The sequence below is a fragment of the Clostridioides sp. ES-S-0123-01 genome, assembly GCF_020658415.1.
In the GTDB taxonomy this organism is placed as follows: domain Bacteria; phylum Bacillota; class Clostridia; order Peptostreptococcales; family Peptostreptococcaceae; genus Clostridioides.
On record NZ_JACVWD010000005.1, the window covers coordinates 257,321 to 273,419 of the forward strand.

Consider the following 16,099-nt stretch of genomic DNA (forward strand, 5'->3'; position numbering starts at 1 on the left):
AATTGAATAGGAGGTAATTTAATGAAAAAAGATTTAGAAGTAGCAATTGAAGAAATTGTAACTAAAATAACGGATGAACATGGATTTGAAATGGTTGATGTTGAATATGTAAAAGAAGCGGGAGAATACTACTTAAGAGTATACATAGATAAAGAAGAAGGAATATCTTTAAACGAATGTGAATTAGTTAGTAGAGAACTAAGCCCAATATTAGACGAAAAAGACCCTATAAAAGAGAATTATTTCTTAGAAGTATCTTCTCCAGGGCTTGATAAAGCACTAAAAAAAGACAGAGATTTTGCTAGATACCAAGGTAGAGATGTAGATTTAAAATTATATAAACCATTAAATGGATGTAAACAATTTGAAGGTGAACTTGTAGGATTAACAGAAGATAATAATATAAAAATCATTATAAATGGTGAGGAAATGGAATTTAATAGAAAAGATGTTGCTATTGTTAGATTAGCAATAAAGTTTTAGTGGTATATTAAATAGGGAGGAAATAAAAAATGAATCATGAATTTATGGAAGCACTAAATGAATTAGTAGTTGATAGAGGTATAGATAAAGAAATACTTATAGATACTATAGAGCAAGCTCTTTTAACTGCATACAAAAAAAACTTTGGTTCAGCACAAAATGTTAGAGTTGAGTTTGATAGAGACAAAGGCGATATAAAGGTGTTTTCTCAAAGAGTAGTTGTCGATGAATCAGACTTGTATGATACTTTCTTAGAAATAGAGTTAGCAGATGCTAGAGAAATAAACCCTAATTATGAACTGGGTGATATTATAGAGCATGAAGTTACACCTAAAAACTTTGGGAGAATTGCAGCTCAGACAGCAAAACAAGTAGTTGTTCAAAGAATAAGAGAAGCTGAGAGAGAAATAGTGTATAATGAATTTATAGAAAAAGAAAATGAAATAGTTACAGGAGAGGTTGCTAGAGCAAATAAAAATATTGTTTATGTAAATCTTGGAAGAATAGAAGGGATAATGACTCAAAGTGAACAAATCCCATTTGAAAATTATAAAGCAGGTCAAAAAATAAAATTCTATATACTTGAAGTTAAAAAGACTAACAAAGGACCTCAAATAGTTGTATCAAGAAGTCATCCAGGTCTAGTAAAGAGATTATTTGAAGAAGAAGTTCCTGAAATATATGAGGGTATAGTTCAAATAAAATCAGTAGCAAGAGAAGCTGGGTCAAGAACTAAAATGGCAGTAAGATCTATAGATGAAAAAATAGACCCAATTGGAGCTTGTGTAGGTCCAAAAGGACTTAGAGTAAAAAATATAGTGGATGAACTTGGTGATGAAAAAATAGATATAATAAAATATAGTGAAAATCCAGCAGAGTTTATATCAGCAGCACTTAGCCCATCAAAAGTTGTTAAAGTAGATATAAATGAAGATGAAAAATCTGCCTTAGTTATTGTTCCAGATTATCAGCTATCACTTGCTATAGGTAAAGAAGGCCAAAATGCAAGACTTGCAGCAAAATTGACAAACTGGAAGATAGATATTAAGAGCGAATCTCAAGCAGAACAAGAAATGATAAATCTTGAAAATTCCAAAGAAATAGAAGATGAGGGTATTAAAGCTGAATTTATCAATCAAGATGAGTTAGATATCTCAGATGATAATTTCAAAGAAGAAGAGTAAGGAGGGATGGCTTTGAAAAAAGTAAAAAAAGTGCCTCAAAGAAAATGCATAGCGTGTCAAGATAGAGACTCTAAAAAAGAGCTTATAAGAATAGTTAAAAATAAAGAAGGAAAAATATTTTTAGACCCAACAGGAAGAGCTAATGGAAGAGGAGCATATGTGTGCAAAAGCTCTGAATGTCTAAAAAAAGCTATAAAAAGCAAAGCATTAAATAAAGCTTTTAAAATTGATGTTCCTGATGAAGTCTATGATAATCTACTTATGGAGTTAGAAGAATATGAAAAATAATAAAGAAAAGATACACTCGTTCTTAGGACTCGCAACTCGTGCAGGTAAAATAGTGTCTGGTGATGATTCAACTTTGCTTGACTTAAAAAAAGGAAAAGTAAAATTAATTTTAATTGCAGAAGATGCATCAAATAACACAAAAAAACTTTTTAAAGATAAATCAACTTTTAGAAATATTCCATATCTATTTTTTTCAACAAAAGATGAAATAGGATTTGCAATAGGAAAATCTCCAAGAGCAGTCGTAGGAATAAAAGATGAAAATTTTGCTAAAAAGATAATTGAACTAATAGAAATTTAAAATAAAATAGGGGGTGATCTTGTGTCAAAAACAAGAGTATACCAAATAGCAGAAAAATTAAATATATCAAATGAAGAGCTTATAAATAAGTTAGCTGAATTAGATATTAATGTAACTGACAAAGATTCAGTATTAGAAGGTGAAGCGTTAGAATTAGCACTTGAAGTGTTAAGTGAAGATTCATCTCAAGAAAATGGAAATATTATAGAAATAGATGGACAGTTGACAGTACAAGTATTGGCAACTAAATTAGATAAATCTCCATCAGAAATAATTATGAAGCTTATGAAAATGGGAACTATGGCAACAATAAATCAAGAGATAAATTTTGAGATTGCTGCTTTAGCTGCCAAAGACTATGGATTTGAATTAACAGTAGCAGAAAGTGATGATACAGAAGCTTTAGAAATAGAAGCTTTAATGGAAATTGAAGAAGATAATGAAGAGGATTTAAAACCTAGACCACCAGTTGTTACAGTTATGGGACATGTTGACCATGGTAAAACATCTTTACTAGATGCAATAAGAAAAACTGATGTAATTTCAGGTGAAGCTGGAGGAATAACTCAGCATATAGGTGCTTCAGAAGTTAAAATTAATGGACAAAAAATAGTCTTTTTAGATACACCAGGGCATGAGGCTTTCACATCAATGAGAGCAAGAGGAGCACAAGTTACAGATATAGCAATATTAGTTGTTGCAGCAGATGATGGTATAATGCCTCAAACAGTAGAAGCAATAAACCATGTTAAAGCAGCAGGAGTACCTTTAATAGTTGCTATAAATAAAATAGATAAACCAGGTGCAAACCCAGATAAAGTTAAACAAGAATTAGCAGACCAGGGATTATTAGTTGAAGACTGGGGTGGAGAAGTAATAGCAGTTCCAGTATCAGCTAAGAAAAAAGAAGGAATAGATACACTTTTAGAAATGGTATTGTTGGTTGCTGAAATAGAAGAATTAAGAGCCAATCCAAATAAAAGAGCAGTAGGAACTGTTATAGAAGCTGAACTTGATAAGGGAAGAGGTCCAGTTGCAACAGTACTTGTTCAGGGTGGTACTCTAACAGTAGGTGATCCAATTGTTGCAGGTGTTGCATGTGGTAAAGTTAGAGCAATGATAAATGCAAAAGGAAAAAGAGTAAAAACAGCAGGTCCATCTACAGCAGTGGAAATATTAGGGCTATCAGAAGTTCCACAAGGTGGAGACCAATTTGTTGAGGTTCCAACAGATAAAATTGCTAGAAGTGTAGCAGCAAGAAGACAACAATTATTTAGAGATGAGATGTTAAAATCAACTCAAAGATTATCACTAGATGCTTTATTTAGTCAAATGAGTGAAGGTGCTATAAAAGACCTTAACATAGTTATAAAAGCAGATGTACAAGGTTCAGTACAAGCAGTTAAACAATCTTTAGAAAAATTATCAAATGAAGAAGTACAGGTTAAAGTAATACATGGAGGTGTTGGAGCTGTAACAGAATCAGATATATTACTTGCAGCAGCCTCTAATGCAATAATAATAGGATTCAATGTAAGACCAGTTCCAGGTGCAGAATCTCTAGGAGAAAAGGAAAATGTTGATATAAGAACATATACTATAATATACAAAGCTATAGAAGATATACAAGCTGCTATGACTGGTATGTTAGACCCTGAATATGTTGATGAAGAAACAGGAAAAGCTGAAATAAGAGAAATATATAAAATATCTGGTATTGGAACAGTAGCTGGATGTTATGTAACTAATGGTAAAATATTTAGAAACTGTAAAATAAGATTAGTTAGAGATAGTATAATAATACATGAAGGTGAACTGGCAGCACTTAAGAGATTTAAAGATGATGTAAAAGAAGTTAATTCTGGATACGAATGTGGTATGAGTTTTGTAAATTATAATGACATAAAAGAAGGCGACATAGTAGAAGCTTATATAACTAAAGAAGTAGAAAGAAAATTATAAATTCGTATCAAAGAAAATCAGTTAGTAAAGAAGGTCGATGGTATGGCATCATATAATAGAACAAGAAGAATTGCAGAAGAAATAAGAAAAGTAGTAAGCACTATGCTTATAAATGGAGTAAAAGACCCTAGAATAACATCTTTGGTAAGTGTAACTGATGTAGAAGTTACAAATGACCTAAGATATGCTTATGTATATGTAAGTATTCTAGGTGGAGATGAAGAATCCACATTAGCAGGACTTAAGAGTGCTGGAGGGTATATAAGAAGAGAAGTAGGAAAAAATATAAAGCTTAGATATATTCCTGAGATAATATTTAAACTTGATGATTCAATAGAAAAAGGAATGTATATGGATAGCCTTATAAAGAGAGTAAATGAAAAAAATACTCAAAAAAATGAGGATGAAAATTATGATGAATAATATTGATAGTATTATAAATTATATATATGAAGGTGACTATTTTATAGTTACCTCTCATATTAGTCCAGATGGAGATAATATTGGTTCCACACTTTCAATGTATTATACACTAAAAAATTTAGGGAAAAATGTATATTATGTACTTGATGATGAAGCTCCATTGAATTTAAAGTTTTTAGTTGAAGGTATAGAAATTTATAAGTCTCATGAATTTGATATAAATAAGTATTCTCTAATTGCACTTGACTGTGGAGATAAGATGAGAATATGTGTAAGTGATGAAATCAAAAATAATGCATCAAAAGTAATCTGTATTGACCATCATGCAAGTAATGATTCATATGGAGACTTAAACTATGTAGATATTGATGCATCTTCTACTTGTGAACTAGTGTATAATTTATTGGTTAGATTTCAAGAAATAAAAGACATTAAGATTATAAATAAAGACATAGCAACATGTTTATACACAGGTCTTGTAACTGATACCGGAAATTTTTCCTATTCAAATGTGCATGCAAGTAGTTTTGAAATGGCAAAGGATTTACTTATTTTGGGTGCAGAAAAAAATACTATAATACAAAATATATATCAAAGTAATTCTTCTGATTATTACAAATTATTAGGTGAAGCTTTGAAATCTTTGGAGATATTTGATTCAAAGGTATCTAGTATAATTTTAACTCAGGATATGATGAATAGGAATAACATGAGTTTCAATGATGTTGATGGTATAACAACATATACTAGAGATATAAAGGATATTGAAGTTGGAATTTTATTTAAAGAAAAAAAACAAGATGAAATTAAAGTGAGTTTTAGGTCAAAAAATTATGTTGATGTAAGTGAAATAGCTAAGGTATTTGGTGGCGGTGGTCACATAAGAGCTGCTGGATGCACTATCAAAGATAGTATTGATAATGCTAAAAAAATGGTATTAGAGGCAGTGTTAAAATCAATTTAAGGTGACAATAAAATGAATAAGATTATAAATATATTGAAGCCTACAGGTATGACGTCTCATGATGTTGTAAGTAGGGTAAGAAAGATTTTAAATATGAAAAAAGTTGGGCATACAGGTACTCTTGACCCAGATGCATCAGGTGTTTTACCAATATGTATAGGAAAAGCTACAAAAGTATGTGAACTTATTTTAAACAAAGATAAATCGTATATATGTGAACTTACTTTAGGTATAAGTACAGATACCTATGATTCATCTGGCGAAATTATAAAAAAAGTTGATGATTTTAAGTTAAGTAATGAAGATATAGAAAGAGCTTTTGATACGCAAAAAGGTGAAATAGATCAACTTCCTCCAATTTACTCAGCTTTAAAAGTAAATGGAAAGAGAATGTGTGATTTAGTAAGAAGTGGTAGAGGCTCTGAGATTACTTTAAAAACTAGAAGAATAAACATAAAAGATATAAAAATCCTTAGTATAAAAGGTAATAAAGTAATGTTTTATGTTGAATGTTCTAAAGGGACTTATGTGAGAAGCATTTGCCATGATATAGGAGAATATCTAGGGTGTGGAGGACATATGTCGTTTTTAAATAGAACATCTTCTGGCAAATTTAACTTGGAAAATTCGATAACGCTGGAAGAATTAGAATTATTTTATGCAAATGAAACTCTGGATAAACATTTATATGATATAGATTATGTATTGGATTCGTTTAATTATATTGTATTAAACCCTAATGCTATAAAATATTATAGTAATGGTGGTTCAATAGATGATAAGAGATTTTTAAAGAACAATCTCAGTAAAGATGATGAATTTGTAAGAGTATACAGTAAAGATAACTTCTTAGGATTAGGAAAATTATCAAAACATAATAATACAATAAGTGTTAAAAGTGATAAGATGTTTGTATAATCAATGTATTTGAAAAAACACCAAAAGAGATAGTACTATAATAACTTCTATAGTCTATCTCTTTTACTTATGCTATAATAGTTTGTGAATAAGTTAAGAGTAAATTATAATTTTAGCGGGGAAAATTTATTATGGTGATTATAAAATCTATAGCAGAAATAGCAAACATAAAAGAAAGTGTCATTACCATAGGGAATTTTGATGGCATACACAAAGGACATCAAGTTCTTATAAAAAAAGCAGTTGAATATGCAAAAAAAGAAAATATACAGAGTATTGTATTTACATTTGCAAATCATCCTGTAAACTACTTTAGACCAAACTCAACAAAAAATATTATAAGCAATGAGGACAAAATAAGATTATTGGAAGAATTGGGAATAGATATAGTTGTAATCATACCATTTGATGAGTATATGACCAAAATACCTGCAAAGGATTTTGTAGAGGAGATACTAGTAAAAAAATTAAAAGCTAAAAAAATAGTAATTGGACATGACTTTACGTTTGCCAGAGCGAAGGAAGGTAATGTCAATCTATTAAAAAGCTTAGAAGATGAATTTGGTTTTGAGGTGGAAGTAATAAAACCAATCAAAATAAATGATGTAAGAGTGAGTAGTACTTATATTAGAAGTTTAGTATCCCAAGGTGATATGACTAATGTCAAAGAGTATTTAGGTCGTAATTACAAGTTGGAAGGCTGTGTTATACATTCTAAACACCTTGGAAGAACTATTGGATTCCCAACAGCAAATATTGACCTTAAGAATAATATGCTCATTCCAAAGAGAGGTATCTATGCTTCTATTGTACATATTGGAGATGAGGTTTATTTTGGTGCTACAAATGTAGGTTACAACCCAACGGTTAATGGAAAATCTTTGTCTATTGAAACAAATATTTTAGAATTTGACAGAGATATTTATGGTGAAAATATAATTGTTGAATTTTTGGAAAGAATAAGGGATGAGAGAAAATTTAATTCAATAGATGACTTAAAAAATCAATTGTCTAATGACATAAACTATGTATATGAAAACTATGTTTGCAAAAACAGGTAATGTATGATAAAATGATTAAGGAAAATAACCATTACTCAGCTTTTGAATACTCCAATCAATGCTTAGTAATAGGCGTTTCTAAAAAAATACGGAGGTAATCTAAATGATAAACAAAACAGAAATAATCAAAGAATATGGAAGAGTTGAAGGAGATACTGGTTCTCCAGAAGTACAAATAGCTTTATTAACAGCTAGAATAAATGATCTAAATGGACATTTAAAAACTCATAAGAAAGACCACCATTCAAGAAGAGGACTATTAAAAATGGTTGGTAGAAGAAGAAACTTATTAGCTTACTTAAAAGAAAAAGATCTTGAAGGATATAGAGCATTAATAGCTAAATTAGGATTAAGAAAGTAATTTCATTCTTTATAAAAAAGCAGGTATAGTGTATACCTGCTTTTTTATAGTTAATTTATTATAGAGTAAAATAGTTAATAATAAAAGTAATTTATACATTATAAAAAATTATAAAATGAATAATATTGGGTAAGAATATAAGGTAATATATAAATACATAAGCAATTAAAAAGGAAAGACAAGATAAATATAGAAACTTTATACTATAATATTTAGTTAGAATAAGGAGGAAATTATTTTGAAAATAAAGTTAGTATGTGATAGTTTGTGCGATATTCCAGATGAAATATCAAAGAAAGATTATATAGAAATAGTTCCACTTACAGTTATTTTTAATGATAGAGAATACATAGAAGGAGTGGATATAGATAAAGAAGAGTTTTACAAGAAAGTAAAAGAAATAAAACAAATACCTAAGACTTCACAAGCTACATATATGGAGTTTAAAGAAGTATTTGATAAGTTTATAGAAGAGGGATATCATATAATCTGTTTAACAGGTGCATCAAATGCCTCAGGAACTTTTCAAAGTGCTGTAATAGCTAAGAATGATATGAATGAAAAAGAAAAAATACATATATTTGATACTCGAAACTTATCACTTGGTAGTGGGCAATATGTTATAAAAGCCTGTGAACTTGTTGAAGAAGGTTTGGGGTTTGAAGAAATAATAAATGAGTTAGAAAACATTCGTAGCAGTATAAGATTACTTTTTGCTCCATATACCCTTGATTTCTTAAAACAAAGTGGAAGGGTTCCAGTAGCAACTGCTTTAATAGGAAATATGTTGAATATAAAACCTATATTTTTCTTTGATAATGGGGAAGCTAAGTTGGTAAACAAGGTCAGAGGAGTAAAAAATATAGCAAGTAAACTAGTAGATATAATTTTAGAAATGAATGAAGGGTCTTTAGAAGGGAAAATAGTAACAATAGGGTGTGGAGATAATCTACATGATTGTGAAATATTAAAAGAAGAAGTAAATAAAAGAATAAAAGCAAGAAGAGTCTTGTTTACTAGAGGTGGAGTTTCTATTTGCTCTCATACAGGGCCAGATATATTAGCTATAAGTTGTTCTAATTAGCAGGAATATAAGCTTCTTGCATATATAGGCAAAGATAATTTTTATATTGTTAATTTATAGTATTTTTGATAATATAGTAAATAGAGTGATATACGTGTTTTTAATAAGAGGAGGACAAGCATTAATGTTTGAACATAAAATATTTAAAATGGATTTCGCAGGGAGAGAACTTTCTGTAGAAATAGGAAAAATTTGTGAAATGACTAACGGTAGCTGTATAGTTAGATACAGCGACAGTATGGTAATGGTAAATACAACTAAGTCAGCTAAGCCTAGAGACGGAATAGACTTTTTCCCTTTAAGTGTAGATTATGAAGAAAAATTATACTCTGTAGGTAAAATACCTGGAGGTTTTTTAAAGAGAGAAGGTAAGCCTTCAGAAAAAGCGATACTTACATCAAGATTGATAGATAGACCAATAAGACCATTATTTCCAAAAGGATTTAGAAATGATGTTCAGGTAGTTGCAACAGTTTTATCAGTAGATCAAGATTGCACACCAGATATAGTAGCAATGATAGGTTCATCTATAGCACTTTCTATATCAGATATACCATTTAATGGTCCAACAGGTTCAGTATGTGTTGGTCTTGTAGATGGTGCATTTGTTGTAAATCCAAATGCAGAGCAAAGAGAGAAAAGTTCAATGCATCTAGTTGTTTCAGGTACAAAAGAAGCAATAATGATGGTTGAAGCTGGAGCAGATGAAGTTCCAGATGATATAATGCTTGATGCTATTTTATTCGCTCATCAAGAAATAAAAAAAGTGGTTGAATTTATAGATGGTATAGTTGCAGAAGTTGGAAAAGAAAAAATTGTTGTTGAATTATACCATGCAGGAGAAGAAATAACTCAATTGGTTCGTGAATTTGCAACTGCTAAGATGAAGGACGCAGTTCAAACTTTTGAAAAACTAGAAAGAATGGAAAAGATGGATAGAGTTAAAGAAGAAACTCTAGCTCATTTTGAAGAAACTATTGAAAATTTTGAAGAACTTATTGGTGATATAGAGGAAGTATTACAAGATATAATAAAAGAAGAAGTAAGAAAACTTATAGTGCATGAAAATGTAAGACCAGATAATAGAAAATTAGAAGAAATCAGACCTATATGGTGTGAAACTGGTATGATACCTAGAGCTCATGGTTCAGCTATATTTACTAGAGGACAAACTCAAGTACTTAATGTAGCTACTTTAGGTGCTTTAGGAGATGTTCAAAAGTTAGATGGATTAGATGAAGAAGAAAACAAGAGATATATGCATCACTACAATTTCCCATCATATAGTGTTGGAGAAGCTAGACCATCAAGAGGTCCAGGTAGAAGAGAAATAGGGCATGGTGCTTTAGCTGAGAGAGCTTTACTACCAGTGATACCATCTCAAGAAGACTTCCCTTATGCTATTAGATTAGTTTCTGAAGTATTGAGTTCAAATGGTTCTACATCTCAAGCGAGTGTATGTGGCTCAACATTATCTCTGCTTGATGCAGGTGTACCTATAAGAGACATGGTTGCAGGTATAGCAATGGGACTTATAAAGCATGATGGTAAAGTAGCAGTGCTTTCAGATATACAAGGTATGGAAGACCACTTAGGAGACATGGACTTTAAAGTGGCTGGAACAGAGCATGGTATAACTGCGATACAAATGGATATAAAAATAGATGGTATAGATAAAGAAGTTCTACAACGTGCTTTAAAACAAGCTAAGGAAGGTAGAATCCATATACTAGGAGAAATGAGAAAAACTATATCTCAACCAAAACCAGAGCTTTCACCATATGCACCTAAGATTGTTAAAATGCAAATAAATCCTGACAAAATAAAAGATGTAATAGGACCTGGTGGAAAAATAATAACTAAGATAATAGATGAAACTGGAGTTAAGATAGATATTGAACAAACTGGAGAAGTATTCATATCAGGTATTGAAATTGATATGATTAATAGAGCTCAAGAACTTATAAATAATATAGTTATTGAACCAGAAGTAGGAAAAACTTATAAAGGTAAAGTAAGTAGAATAATGAATTTTGGAGCATTTATTGAAATACTTCCAGGAAAAGAAGGATTACTTCATATATCTCATATAGCTCATGAAAGAGTTGCTAAGGTTGAAGATGTGTTAAATATAGGAGATGAAGTTGAAGTTAAAGTTACAGAAATAGATGAAAAAGGAAGAGTTAACTTATCTAGAAAAGTTCTTTTACCAAAACCAGAGCATAAAAATAAATAATATATTAAATAATTAAAGGCAAAATCCTAGGGTTTTGCTTTTTTTTATTGCTAATATGATAATGACTATTAAATATCGTGTTAATATTGATTTTATTTACAACATATGGTAAATTACTAATAGTATTAGCAATTAAGGAGGTGATAATGTGGACTATATGAAATTAGCACTTGAACTTGGAAAGGTTAAGACGTTGATGGTAAAAATACCACATAAAGATAAAATTGCAGATATACAAAGTGGTGAAAAATTTGTATTGGGTTATTTATCTAAAAATAATAAAAAAGTAAATCCAAAAGAAATAAGTAGTACTATGAATGTTAGTACTGCTAGAATGTCTGCTATTCTTAATCAATTAGAATCAAAGGAAATGATTGAACGCTGTGTTGACCCACAAAATGGTAGACAGACACTAGTTCAATTAATGCCTAAGGGAATACAACAGCAGAAAATAAATGAAAAAGAATTTTTAGAGTATACAGTTGAATTTTTAAAAGCACTAGGTCCAGAAGATGCTATTGCTTACATACGTATTCAAAAAAAGATTATAAAGTTTTTTGAAGATAAAAAATAGAGATATTTCTTAAGTGTTGCTAATAAAAACAGAAAGAAGGTAAAGACATGAGTTTAAATAAGCAATCTAGAAATATGATTTTTGCTGTACTATTGATTGGTTCTATAGTTGGCTCATTACTTCAGACATCTCTTACTACTGCATTGCCAGTTATGATGGGGGATTTAAATATATCAGCCACAACAGCTCAATGGCTTACTAGTGCATATACGCTTGCTATGGGAATTATGGTTCCTGCCACTGCATTTTTGATTAGGAGATTTCCAACAAAACCACTTTTCATTAGTGCTATGAGTCTTTTTGCTGTAGGATTGTTGCTTTCTGCTAGTGCATCTTCATTTACACCCCTTTTGTTTGGGCGTATATTGCAAGCAATGGGGAATGGAGTGTTGCTATCCATGACACAAGTAATAATTTTAACAATTTATCCTGCAGAGCAAATGGGCTCTATAATGGGTATATATGGTTTGGCTGCTGGTGCTGCTCCAATATTTGCTCCAACTCTAGCAGGAATTGTCATTGATATTTTTAATTGGCAAGCTATTTTTTGGTTTTCTTTAGTTATAAGTATTATTGATATTATTATAGCATCTAGAGTGTTACAAAATGTAATAGAGACAAAAAAACAATCATTTGATACGTTTTCTATGATTTTATGTGCAGTAGGATTTAGTGGTCTTTTACTTGGGCTTGGGAATATTGGGACAACTGAGTTTTTTAGTATAAATATTGCTTTACCATTATTTGTAGGGATAGTATCAATTATAGTATTTTCTTTACGTCAGATTCACTCAAAAGAGCCATTTCTAGAACTTCGTATTCTTAAAAATAAAAGTTATAGACTTGCTGTAATTATAAGTATGCTTTTATATGTTGTAATGATGGCAGGTTCCACTTTAATTCCAATATATATCCAGACAGTAAGAGGATTTTCAGCAACTAAGTGTGGTCTCATTATGATGCCAGGTTCTCTTGTAATGGCACTTATAAGTCCTTTTGCAGGTAGATTTTATGATAGGTTTGGAATACGAAAGCTAGTTGTATGTGGAAGTATATTCTTGGCAATAAGTTGTCTTGGTGTATCTTTTGTAGGAGAAGATACTTCAGTATTGTATATCTCTGCTTTTTATATTATACGTCTGATAGCTATTGGATTAATTATGATGCCTATTGTTACCTGGGGAATGAGTGTGCTTGGTGAAAAAAATATTGCTCACGGAACAGCATTACTTACTTCATTGCGTACAATAGCTGGTGCTATTGGCTCAGCAGTTTTTGTTGCAGTAATGACAACTGCTACAGTAACATCACGAGGTATGACAAATGCTACAGCAAATGTATTTGGAATGGATGTTGCATTTATTTGTATTTCAATTGTTGCAGTAGTTCAGCTTTTAGTGGCTTTCTTTTTTATAGAAAGAAAAAGTTTAAAGAAATCAACAAACTAAAGCTGATTTGTAGATTTTAAAAGCACAATTACATAAACATGTTCTAGTTATTATAATAAATTTTCAAGTATGAAATTAAACTTTTGAATATGAAATTAAAAGCCTATGTTACTTTTGCTAACAGAGGCTTTTTATATAAAATGTATTATGTCCTCTTATATTAAAGGTAATGGAAGGAAGTACTATAGGAAATTCTAAAATAATAGGAAAAATAAATAGCTAATTTAAAATTTTTTTAATAATAGAGGTTTAGTTAAGAGATTTTTAAGATAATTTTTTATTGATATACAGAGAAAGGTTTATGTTATATTTAGTGCATAAATAGAGCTTTCCTTTAATAGTATTAAATAAGAAACAATTTGTACATAATTAGGGGGAGTTTTAATGATAATGATGGTACTTAATAAGAGTAAGCTCAAAAAAATTATAATACTAATTTTAGTGATATTATTAGGATTGTCAGGAGGGGTAATGGTATTAAAATTGTTTAACAATAAGCCCGTTTTCAACTTATTTAATGGAGTAGATTTACCATATGAGAGAGGCACAAAAGATAAAAGTGGCTACGTTGCATTAACATGCAACGTAGACCTTGGATGGGAAACAGAGTACATAGAATCTATTTTGGAAACTCTCAAAAAAGAGAATGTAAAAATTACTTTTAATGTAACTGGGAAGTGGGCAGAAAAAAACAAAGATGAACTATTGAAGATAAAGAAACAAGGACATGAAATAGGAAATCATGGATACAAACACTTAGATTATTCGACACTATCATATGAAGATAACTATAAACAAATAGAAACCTCTAAAAAGATAATTGAAGAAATTATAAATGAAAAGACTAAGTTTTTTCAAGCTCCAGCAGGTTCTTTTGGAGCAGAAACAGTGAAGGCAGCTAAAGAATTAGGATATACTTCAATTAAATGGGATGCTGATACTATAGACTGGAAATATAAAGATCAACCAGAAGTAATTATAGATAGAATGAAGAAAAAAGATATTAAAGATAGTAGTATAATCTTAATGCATCCAACTGATGCAACGACAAAATGTATTGATGATATTATAGCAATTGTAAGAGAAAAAGGATTAAAACCAGGTAAACTTAGTGATGTATTTAAGTAGACAAAGTATAAAAATTTGATTAAGATTGTATAAGTTGTAGTTGAATTAATTAAAAGACTGACTTATAATGTAATACATATAAAAATAAATAGAATTAGAACATAGTGTTTTCAATAATCCAATGTAAAATAAAGAATAAATTTTTAGGAGAATGTAATGTATAAGACAAAAATACTGGAAAATGGGCTTACAATAATTGGTGAAGAAATACCATATCTAAAGTCAATAACATTAGGTATTTGGATAAATGCAGGGTCTAGAATAGAAGAAGAAGAGGTAAGTGGAACTTCTCATTTTATAGAACATATGATGTTTAAAGGAACCAAAAATAGAACCTCAAAAGAGATTGCTAGCACAATTGACAATTTAGGTGGGCAAATCAATGCATTTACAAGTAAAGAATGTACATGTTATTATGTAAAATTAATAGATGAGCATATAGATACAGGAATAGATGTATTAAGTGATATGATACTAAATTCTAGATTTGATAAAAATGATATAGATAAGGAAAGACTTATAATACTGGAGGAACTTAAGATGTATGAAGATTCTCCAGACGATTTATCTTATGATTTATTAGTCGAAAATATATATGCTAATGATGGTTTAGGGATGAATATAATTGGGACAAAAGATTCTCTATACAATATAACTAAGGAATCTATGTTAGAGTACTTAAACAAATATTATATTCCAAATAATGCAGTCATTTCTATAGTTGGAAACTTTGACTTTGATGATATGGTAGATAAACTTAAATCTAAATTTGGAAACTGGAAAAAGAGAAATTTAAATATAGACGTAACTGAGGCTACGTTTAATCCTTGTTTTATATCAAAAAATAAAGATACTGAACAGGTAAATTTGGCTATGTGTTTAAAAGGTATTCCATTTGAAAATGATGATGAAGTTTATTCAATGGCAGTGGTAAACAATATTTTTGGTGGAAGTATAAGCTCAAGACTTTTTCAGAAGATAAGGGAGGAAAAAGGGTTAGTATATTCAATATATTCGTCACAAACACTATACAGAAAATGTGGTGAATTGGGTATATTTGCAAGTATGAGTACAGAAAATTTACAAGATGTTTATAATTTAATAAAAGAAGAAATTGAAAATATAAGAAAAAATTATCTTACAGAAAAAGAAATATTTGAAAGTAAGGAGCAACTAAAAGGTAATTATATATTGGATTTAGAAAGTACTAGCAGTAGAATGATGTCTACTGGTAAATCTATGTTATTGAGTAAAAAAGTTAAAACTACAGATGAAATACTTGAATGTATAAATAATGTTGATGTTAATTCAGTAAAAAAAGTTGTTGATAAGGTATTCAATATAGAAAATATTGGTACATGTATAGTGGGAAGAGATGTAGAAGATATTCTGCACTTGGATTAATATCTTAAAAAGTAAATCTCTGGAGGTATAAAATATGAATTTATCTGAAATAGCAGGTAAGGAAATAGTTAACTTAGTCACAGGAGAAAGATTAGGAGTTATTGGAGAGTGTGACCTTATACTAGATGAAACTACAGGCGGGATATTGGCGCTTTTAATTCCAAAAGAAAAAGGCTTTTTTGCCAGAAGAAAAGATAAGTCATTTTTAGAAGTTCCATGGAGAAATGTAAAAAAAATAGGCAATGATATGATAATTATAGAATATGAGGGATATATTTAG

The 16,099-nt window shown here is 29.9% G+C and carries 17 protein-coding genes; all 17 read left to right on the forward strand.

All coding sequences use genetic code 11. The features are described from left to right. Nucleotides 1-21 precede the first annotated feature (21 nt). The gene (gene rimP, locus IC175_RS13605) at nucleotides 22-483 is read left to right on the forward strand and encodes a ribosome maturation factor RimP (RefSeq protein ID WP_227434216.1); all 462 of its coding nucleotides are present in this window, start codon (nucleotides 22-24) and stop codon (nucleotides 481-483) included. Nucleotides 484-512: 29 nt separating this feature from the next. Continuing rightward, nucleotides 513-1,667, forward strand: coding sequence for a transcription termination factor NusA (gene nusA, locus IC175_RS13610; RefSeq protein WP_227434217.1), 1,155 nt, complete (start codon nucleotides 513-515; stop codon nucleotides 1,665-1,667). Between the two features lie 6 nt (nucleotides 1,668-1,673). Beyond that, a complete protein-coding gene (rnpM, locus tag IC175_RS13615; protein ID WP_227434218.1) occupies nucleotides 1,674-1,955 on the forward strand; it encodes an RNase P modulator RnpM in 282 nt (93 codons plus the stop codon). Continuing rightward, nucleotides 1,945-2,256, forward strand: a complete 312-nt coding sequence (locus IC175_RS13620; RefSeq protein ID WP_227434219.1) for a L7Ae/L30e/S12e/Gadd45 family ribosomal protein — start codon at nucleotides 1,945-1,947, stop codon at nucleotides 2,254-2,256. Before rnpM ends, IC175_RS13620 begins: the two co-directional genes overlap by 11 nt. 21 nt (nucleotides 2,257-2,277) lie before the next feature. Next, nucleotides 2,278-4,218, forward strand: coding sequence for a translation initiation factor IF-2 (infB, locus tag IC175_RS13625; RefSeq protein WP_227434220.1), 1,941 nt, complete (start codon nucleotides 2,278-2,280; stop codon nucleotides 4,216-4,218). Nucleotides 4,219-4,260: 42 nt separating this feature from the next. After that, complete coding sequence (gene rbfA, locus IC175_RS13630; protein WP_227434221.1) at nucleotides 4,261-4,641, forward strand: 30S ribosome-binding factor RbfA; 381 nt, start codon at nucleotides 4,261-4,263, stop codon at nucleotides 4,639-4,641. Further along, the gene (locus IC175_RS13635; protein WP_227482249.1) at nucleotides 4,622-5,605 is read left to right on the forward strand and encodes a DHH family phosphoesterase; all 984 of its coding nucleotides are present in this window, start codon (nucleotides 4,622-4,624) and stop codon (nucleotides 5,603-5,605) included. The genes rbfA and IC175_RS13635 overlap by 20 nt, the downstream gene beginning before the upstream one ends. Nucleotides 5,606-5,617: 12 nt before the next feature. Beyond that, nucleotides 5,618-6,523, forward strand: a complete 906-nt coding sequence (gene truB, locus IC175_RS13640) for a tRNA pseudouridine(55) synthase TruB (RefSeq protein WP_227434223.1) — start codon at nucleotides 5,618-5,620, stop codon at nucleotides 6,521-6,523. A gap of 131 nt (nucleotides 6,524-6,654) precedes the next feature. Continuing rightward, a complete protein-coding gene (locus IC175_RS13645; RefSeq protein ID WP_227434224.1) occupies nucleotides 6,655-7,584 on the forward strand; it encodes a bifunctional riboflavin kinase/FAD synthetase in 930 nt (309 codons plus the stop codon). 103 nt (nucleotides 7,585-7,687) lie between these two features. Further along, nucleotides 7,688-7,945 (forward strand): 30S ribosomal protein S15, encoded by a 258-nt coding sequence (gene rpsO / locus IC175_RS13650; protein ID WP_227434225.1) that lies wholly within the window; start codon nucleotides 7,688-7,690, stop codon nucleotides 7,943-7,945. Nucleotides 7,946-8,183: 238 nt separating this feature from the next. Then, entirely contained in the window at nucleotides 8,184-9,029 is an 846-nt protein-coding gene (locus IC175_RS13655; protein WP_227434226.1) for a DegV family protein, read from the forward strand. A 124-nt stretch (nucleotides 9,030-9,153) separates the two neighbouring features. Next, on the forward strand, nucleotides 9,154-11,265 hold the full coding sequence (gene pnp / locus IC175_RS13660; RefSeq protein WP_227823662.1) for a polyribonucleotide nucleotidyltransferase: 2,112 nt from the start codon (nucleotides 9,154-9,156) through the stop codon (nucleotides 11,263-11,265). Nucleotides 11,266-11,422: 157 nt separating this feature from the next. After that, nucleotides 11,423-11,839 (forward strand): MarR family transcriptional regulator, encoded by a 417-nt coding sequence (locus IC175_RS13665; RefSeq protein ID WP_227434330.1) that lies wholly within the window; start codon nucleotides 11,423-11,425, stop codon nucleotides 11,837-11,839. 47 nt (nucleotides 11,840-11,886) lie between these two features. Continuing rightward, nucleotides 11,887-13,287 (forward strand): MDR family MFS transporter, encoded by a 1,401-nt coding sequence (locus tag IC175_RS13670; protein WP_227482251.1) that lies wholly within the window; start codon nucleotides 11,887-11,889, stop codon nucleotides 13,285-13,287. A 384-nt stretch (nucleotides 13,288-13,671) separates the two neighbouring features. After that, the gene (locus IC175_RS13675) at nucleotides 13,672-14,415 is read left to right on the forward strand and encodes a polysaccharide deacetylase family protein (protein ID WP_227434229.1); all 744 of its coding nucleotides are present in this window, start codon (nucleotides 13,672-13,674) and stop codon (nucleotides 14,413-14,415) included. A gap of 156 nt (nucleotides 14,416-14,571) precedes the next feature. Continuing rightward, nucleotides 14,572-15,819 (forward strand): M16 family metallopeptidase, encoded by a 1,248-nt coding sequence (locus IC175_RS13680; RefSeq protein WP_227851622.1) that lies wholly within the window; start codon nucleotides 14,572-14,574, stop codon nucleotides 15,817-15,819. A 34-nt stretch (nucleotides 15,820-15,853) separates the two neighbouring features. Continuing rightward, entirely contained in the window at nucleotides 15,854-16,099 is a 246-nt protein-coding gene (locus IC175_RS13685) for a YlmC/YmxH family sporulation protein (protein WP_003419503.1), read from the forward strand.

What these genes read in the sequence shown, in the direction of transcription:
- nusA (WP_227434217.1), top strand. Translation starts at nt 513, where the DNA reads ATGAATCATGAATTTATGGAAGCACTAAATGAATTAGTAGTTGATAGA.
- truB (WP_227434223.1), top strand. Translation starts at nt 5,618, where the DNA reads ATGAATAAGATTATAAATATATTGAAGCCTACAGGTATGACGTCTCAT.
- IC175_RS13635 (WP_227482249.1), top strand. Translation starts at nt 4,622, where the DNA reads ATGAAAATTATGATGAATAATATTGATAGTATTATAAATTATATATAT.
- rimP (WP_227434216.1), top strand. Translation starts at nt 22, where the DNA reads ATGAAAAAAGATTTAGAAGTAGCAATTGAAGAAATTGTAACTAAAATA.
- IC175_RS13675 (WP_227434229.1), top strand. Translation starts at nt 13,672, where the DNA reads ATGATAATGATGGTACTTAATAAGAGTAAGCTCAAAAAAATTATAATA.
- rpsO (WP_227434225.1), top strand. Translation starts at nt 7,688, where the DNA reads ATGATAAACAAAACAGAAATAATCAAAGAATATGGAAGAGTTGAAGGA.
- rnpM (WP_227434218.1), top strand. Translation starts at nt 1,674, where the DNA reads ATGGCTTTGAAAAAAGTAAAAAAAGTGCCTCAAAGAAAATGCATAGCG.
- IC175_RS13670 (WP_227482251.1), top strand. Translation starts at nt 11,887, where the DNA reads ATGAGTTTAAATAAGCAATCTAGAAATATGATTTTTGCTGTACTATTG.
- IC175_RS13620 (WP_227434219.1), top strand. Translation starts at nt 1,945, where the DNA reads ATGAAAAATAATAAAGAAAAGATACACTCGTTCTTAGGACTCGCAACT.
- pnp (WP_227823662.1), top strand. Translation starts at nt 9,154, where the DNA reads ATGTTTGAACATAAAATATTTAAAATGGATTTCGCAGGGAGAGAACTT.
- rbfA (WP_227434221.1), top strand. Translation starts at nt 4,261, where the DNA reads ATGGCATCATATAATAGAACAAGAAGAATTGCAGAAGAAATAAGAAAA.
- IC175_RS13680 (WP_227851622.1), top strand. Translation starts at nt 14,572, where the DNA reads ATGTATAAGACAAAAATACTGGAAAATGGGCTTACAATAATTGGTGAA.
- IC175_RS13645 (WP_227434224.1), top strand. Translation starts at nt 6,655, where the DNA reads ATGGTGATTATAAAATCTATAGCAGAAATAGCAAACATAAAAGAAAGT.
- IC175_RS13685 (WP_003419503.1), top strand. Translation starts at nt 15,854, where the DNA reads ATGAATTTATCTGAAATAGCAGGTAAGGAAATAGTTAACTTAGTCACA.
- IC175_RS13665 (WP_227434330.1), top strand. Translation starts at nt 11,423, where the DNA reads ATGAAATTAGCACTTGAACTTGGAAAGGTTAAGACGTTGATGGTAAAA.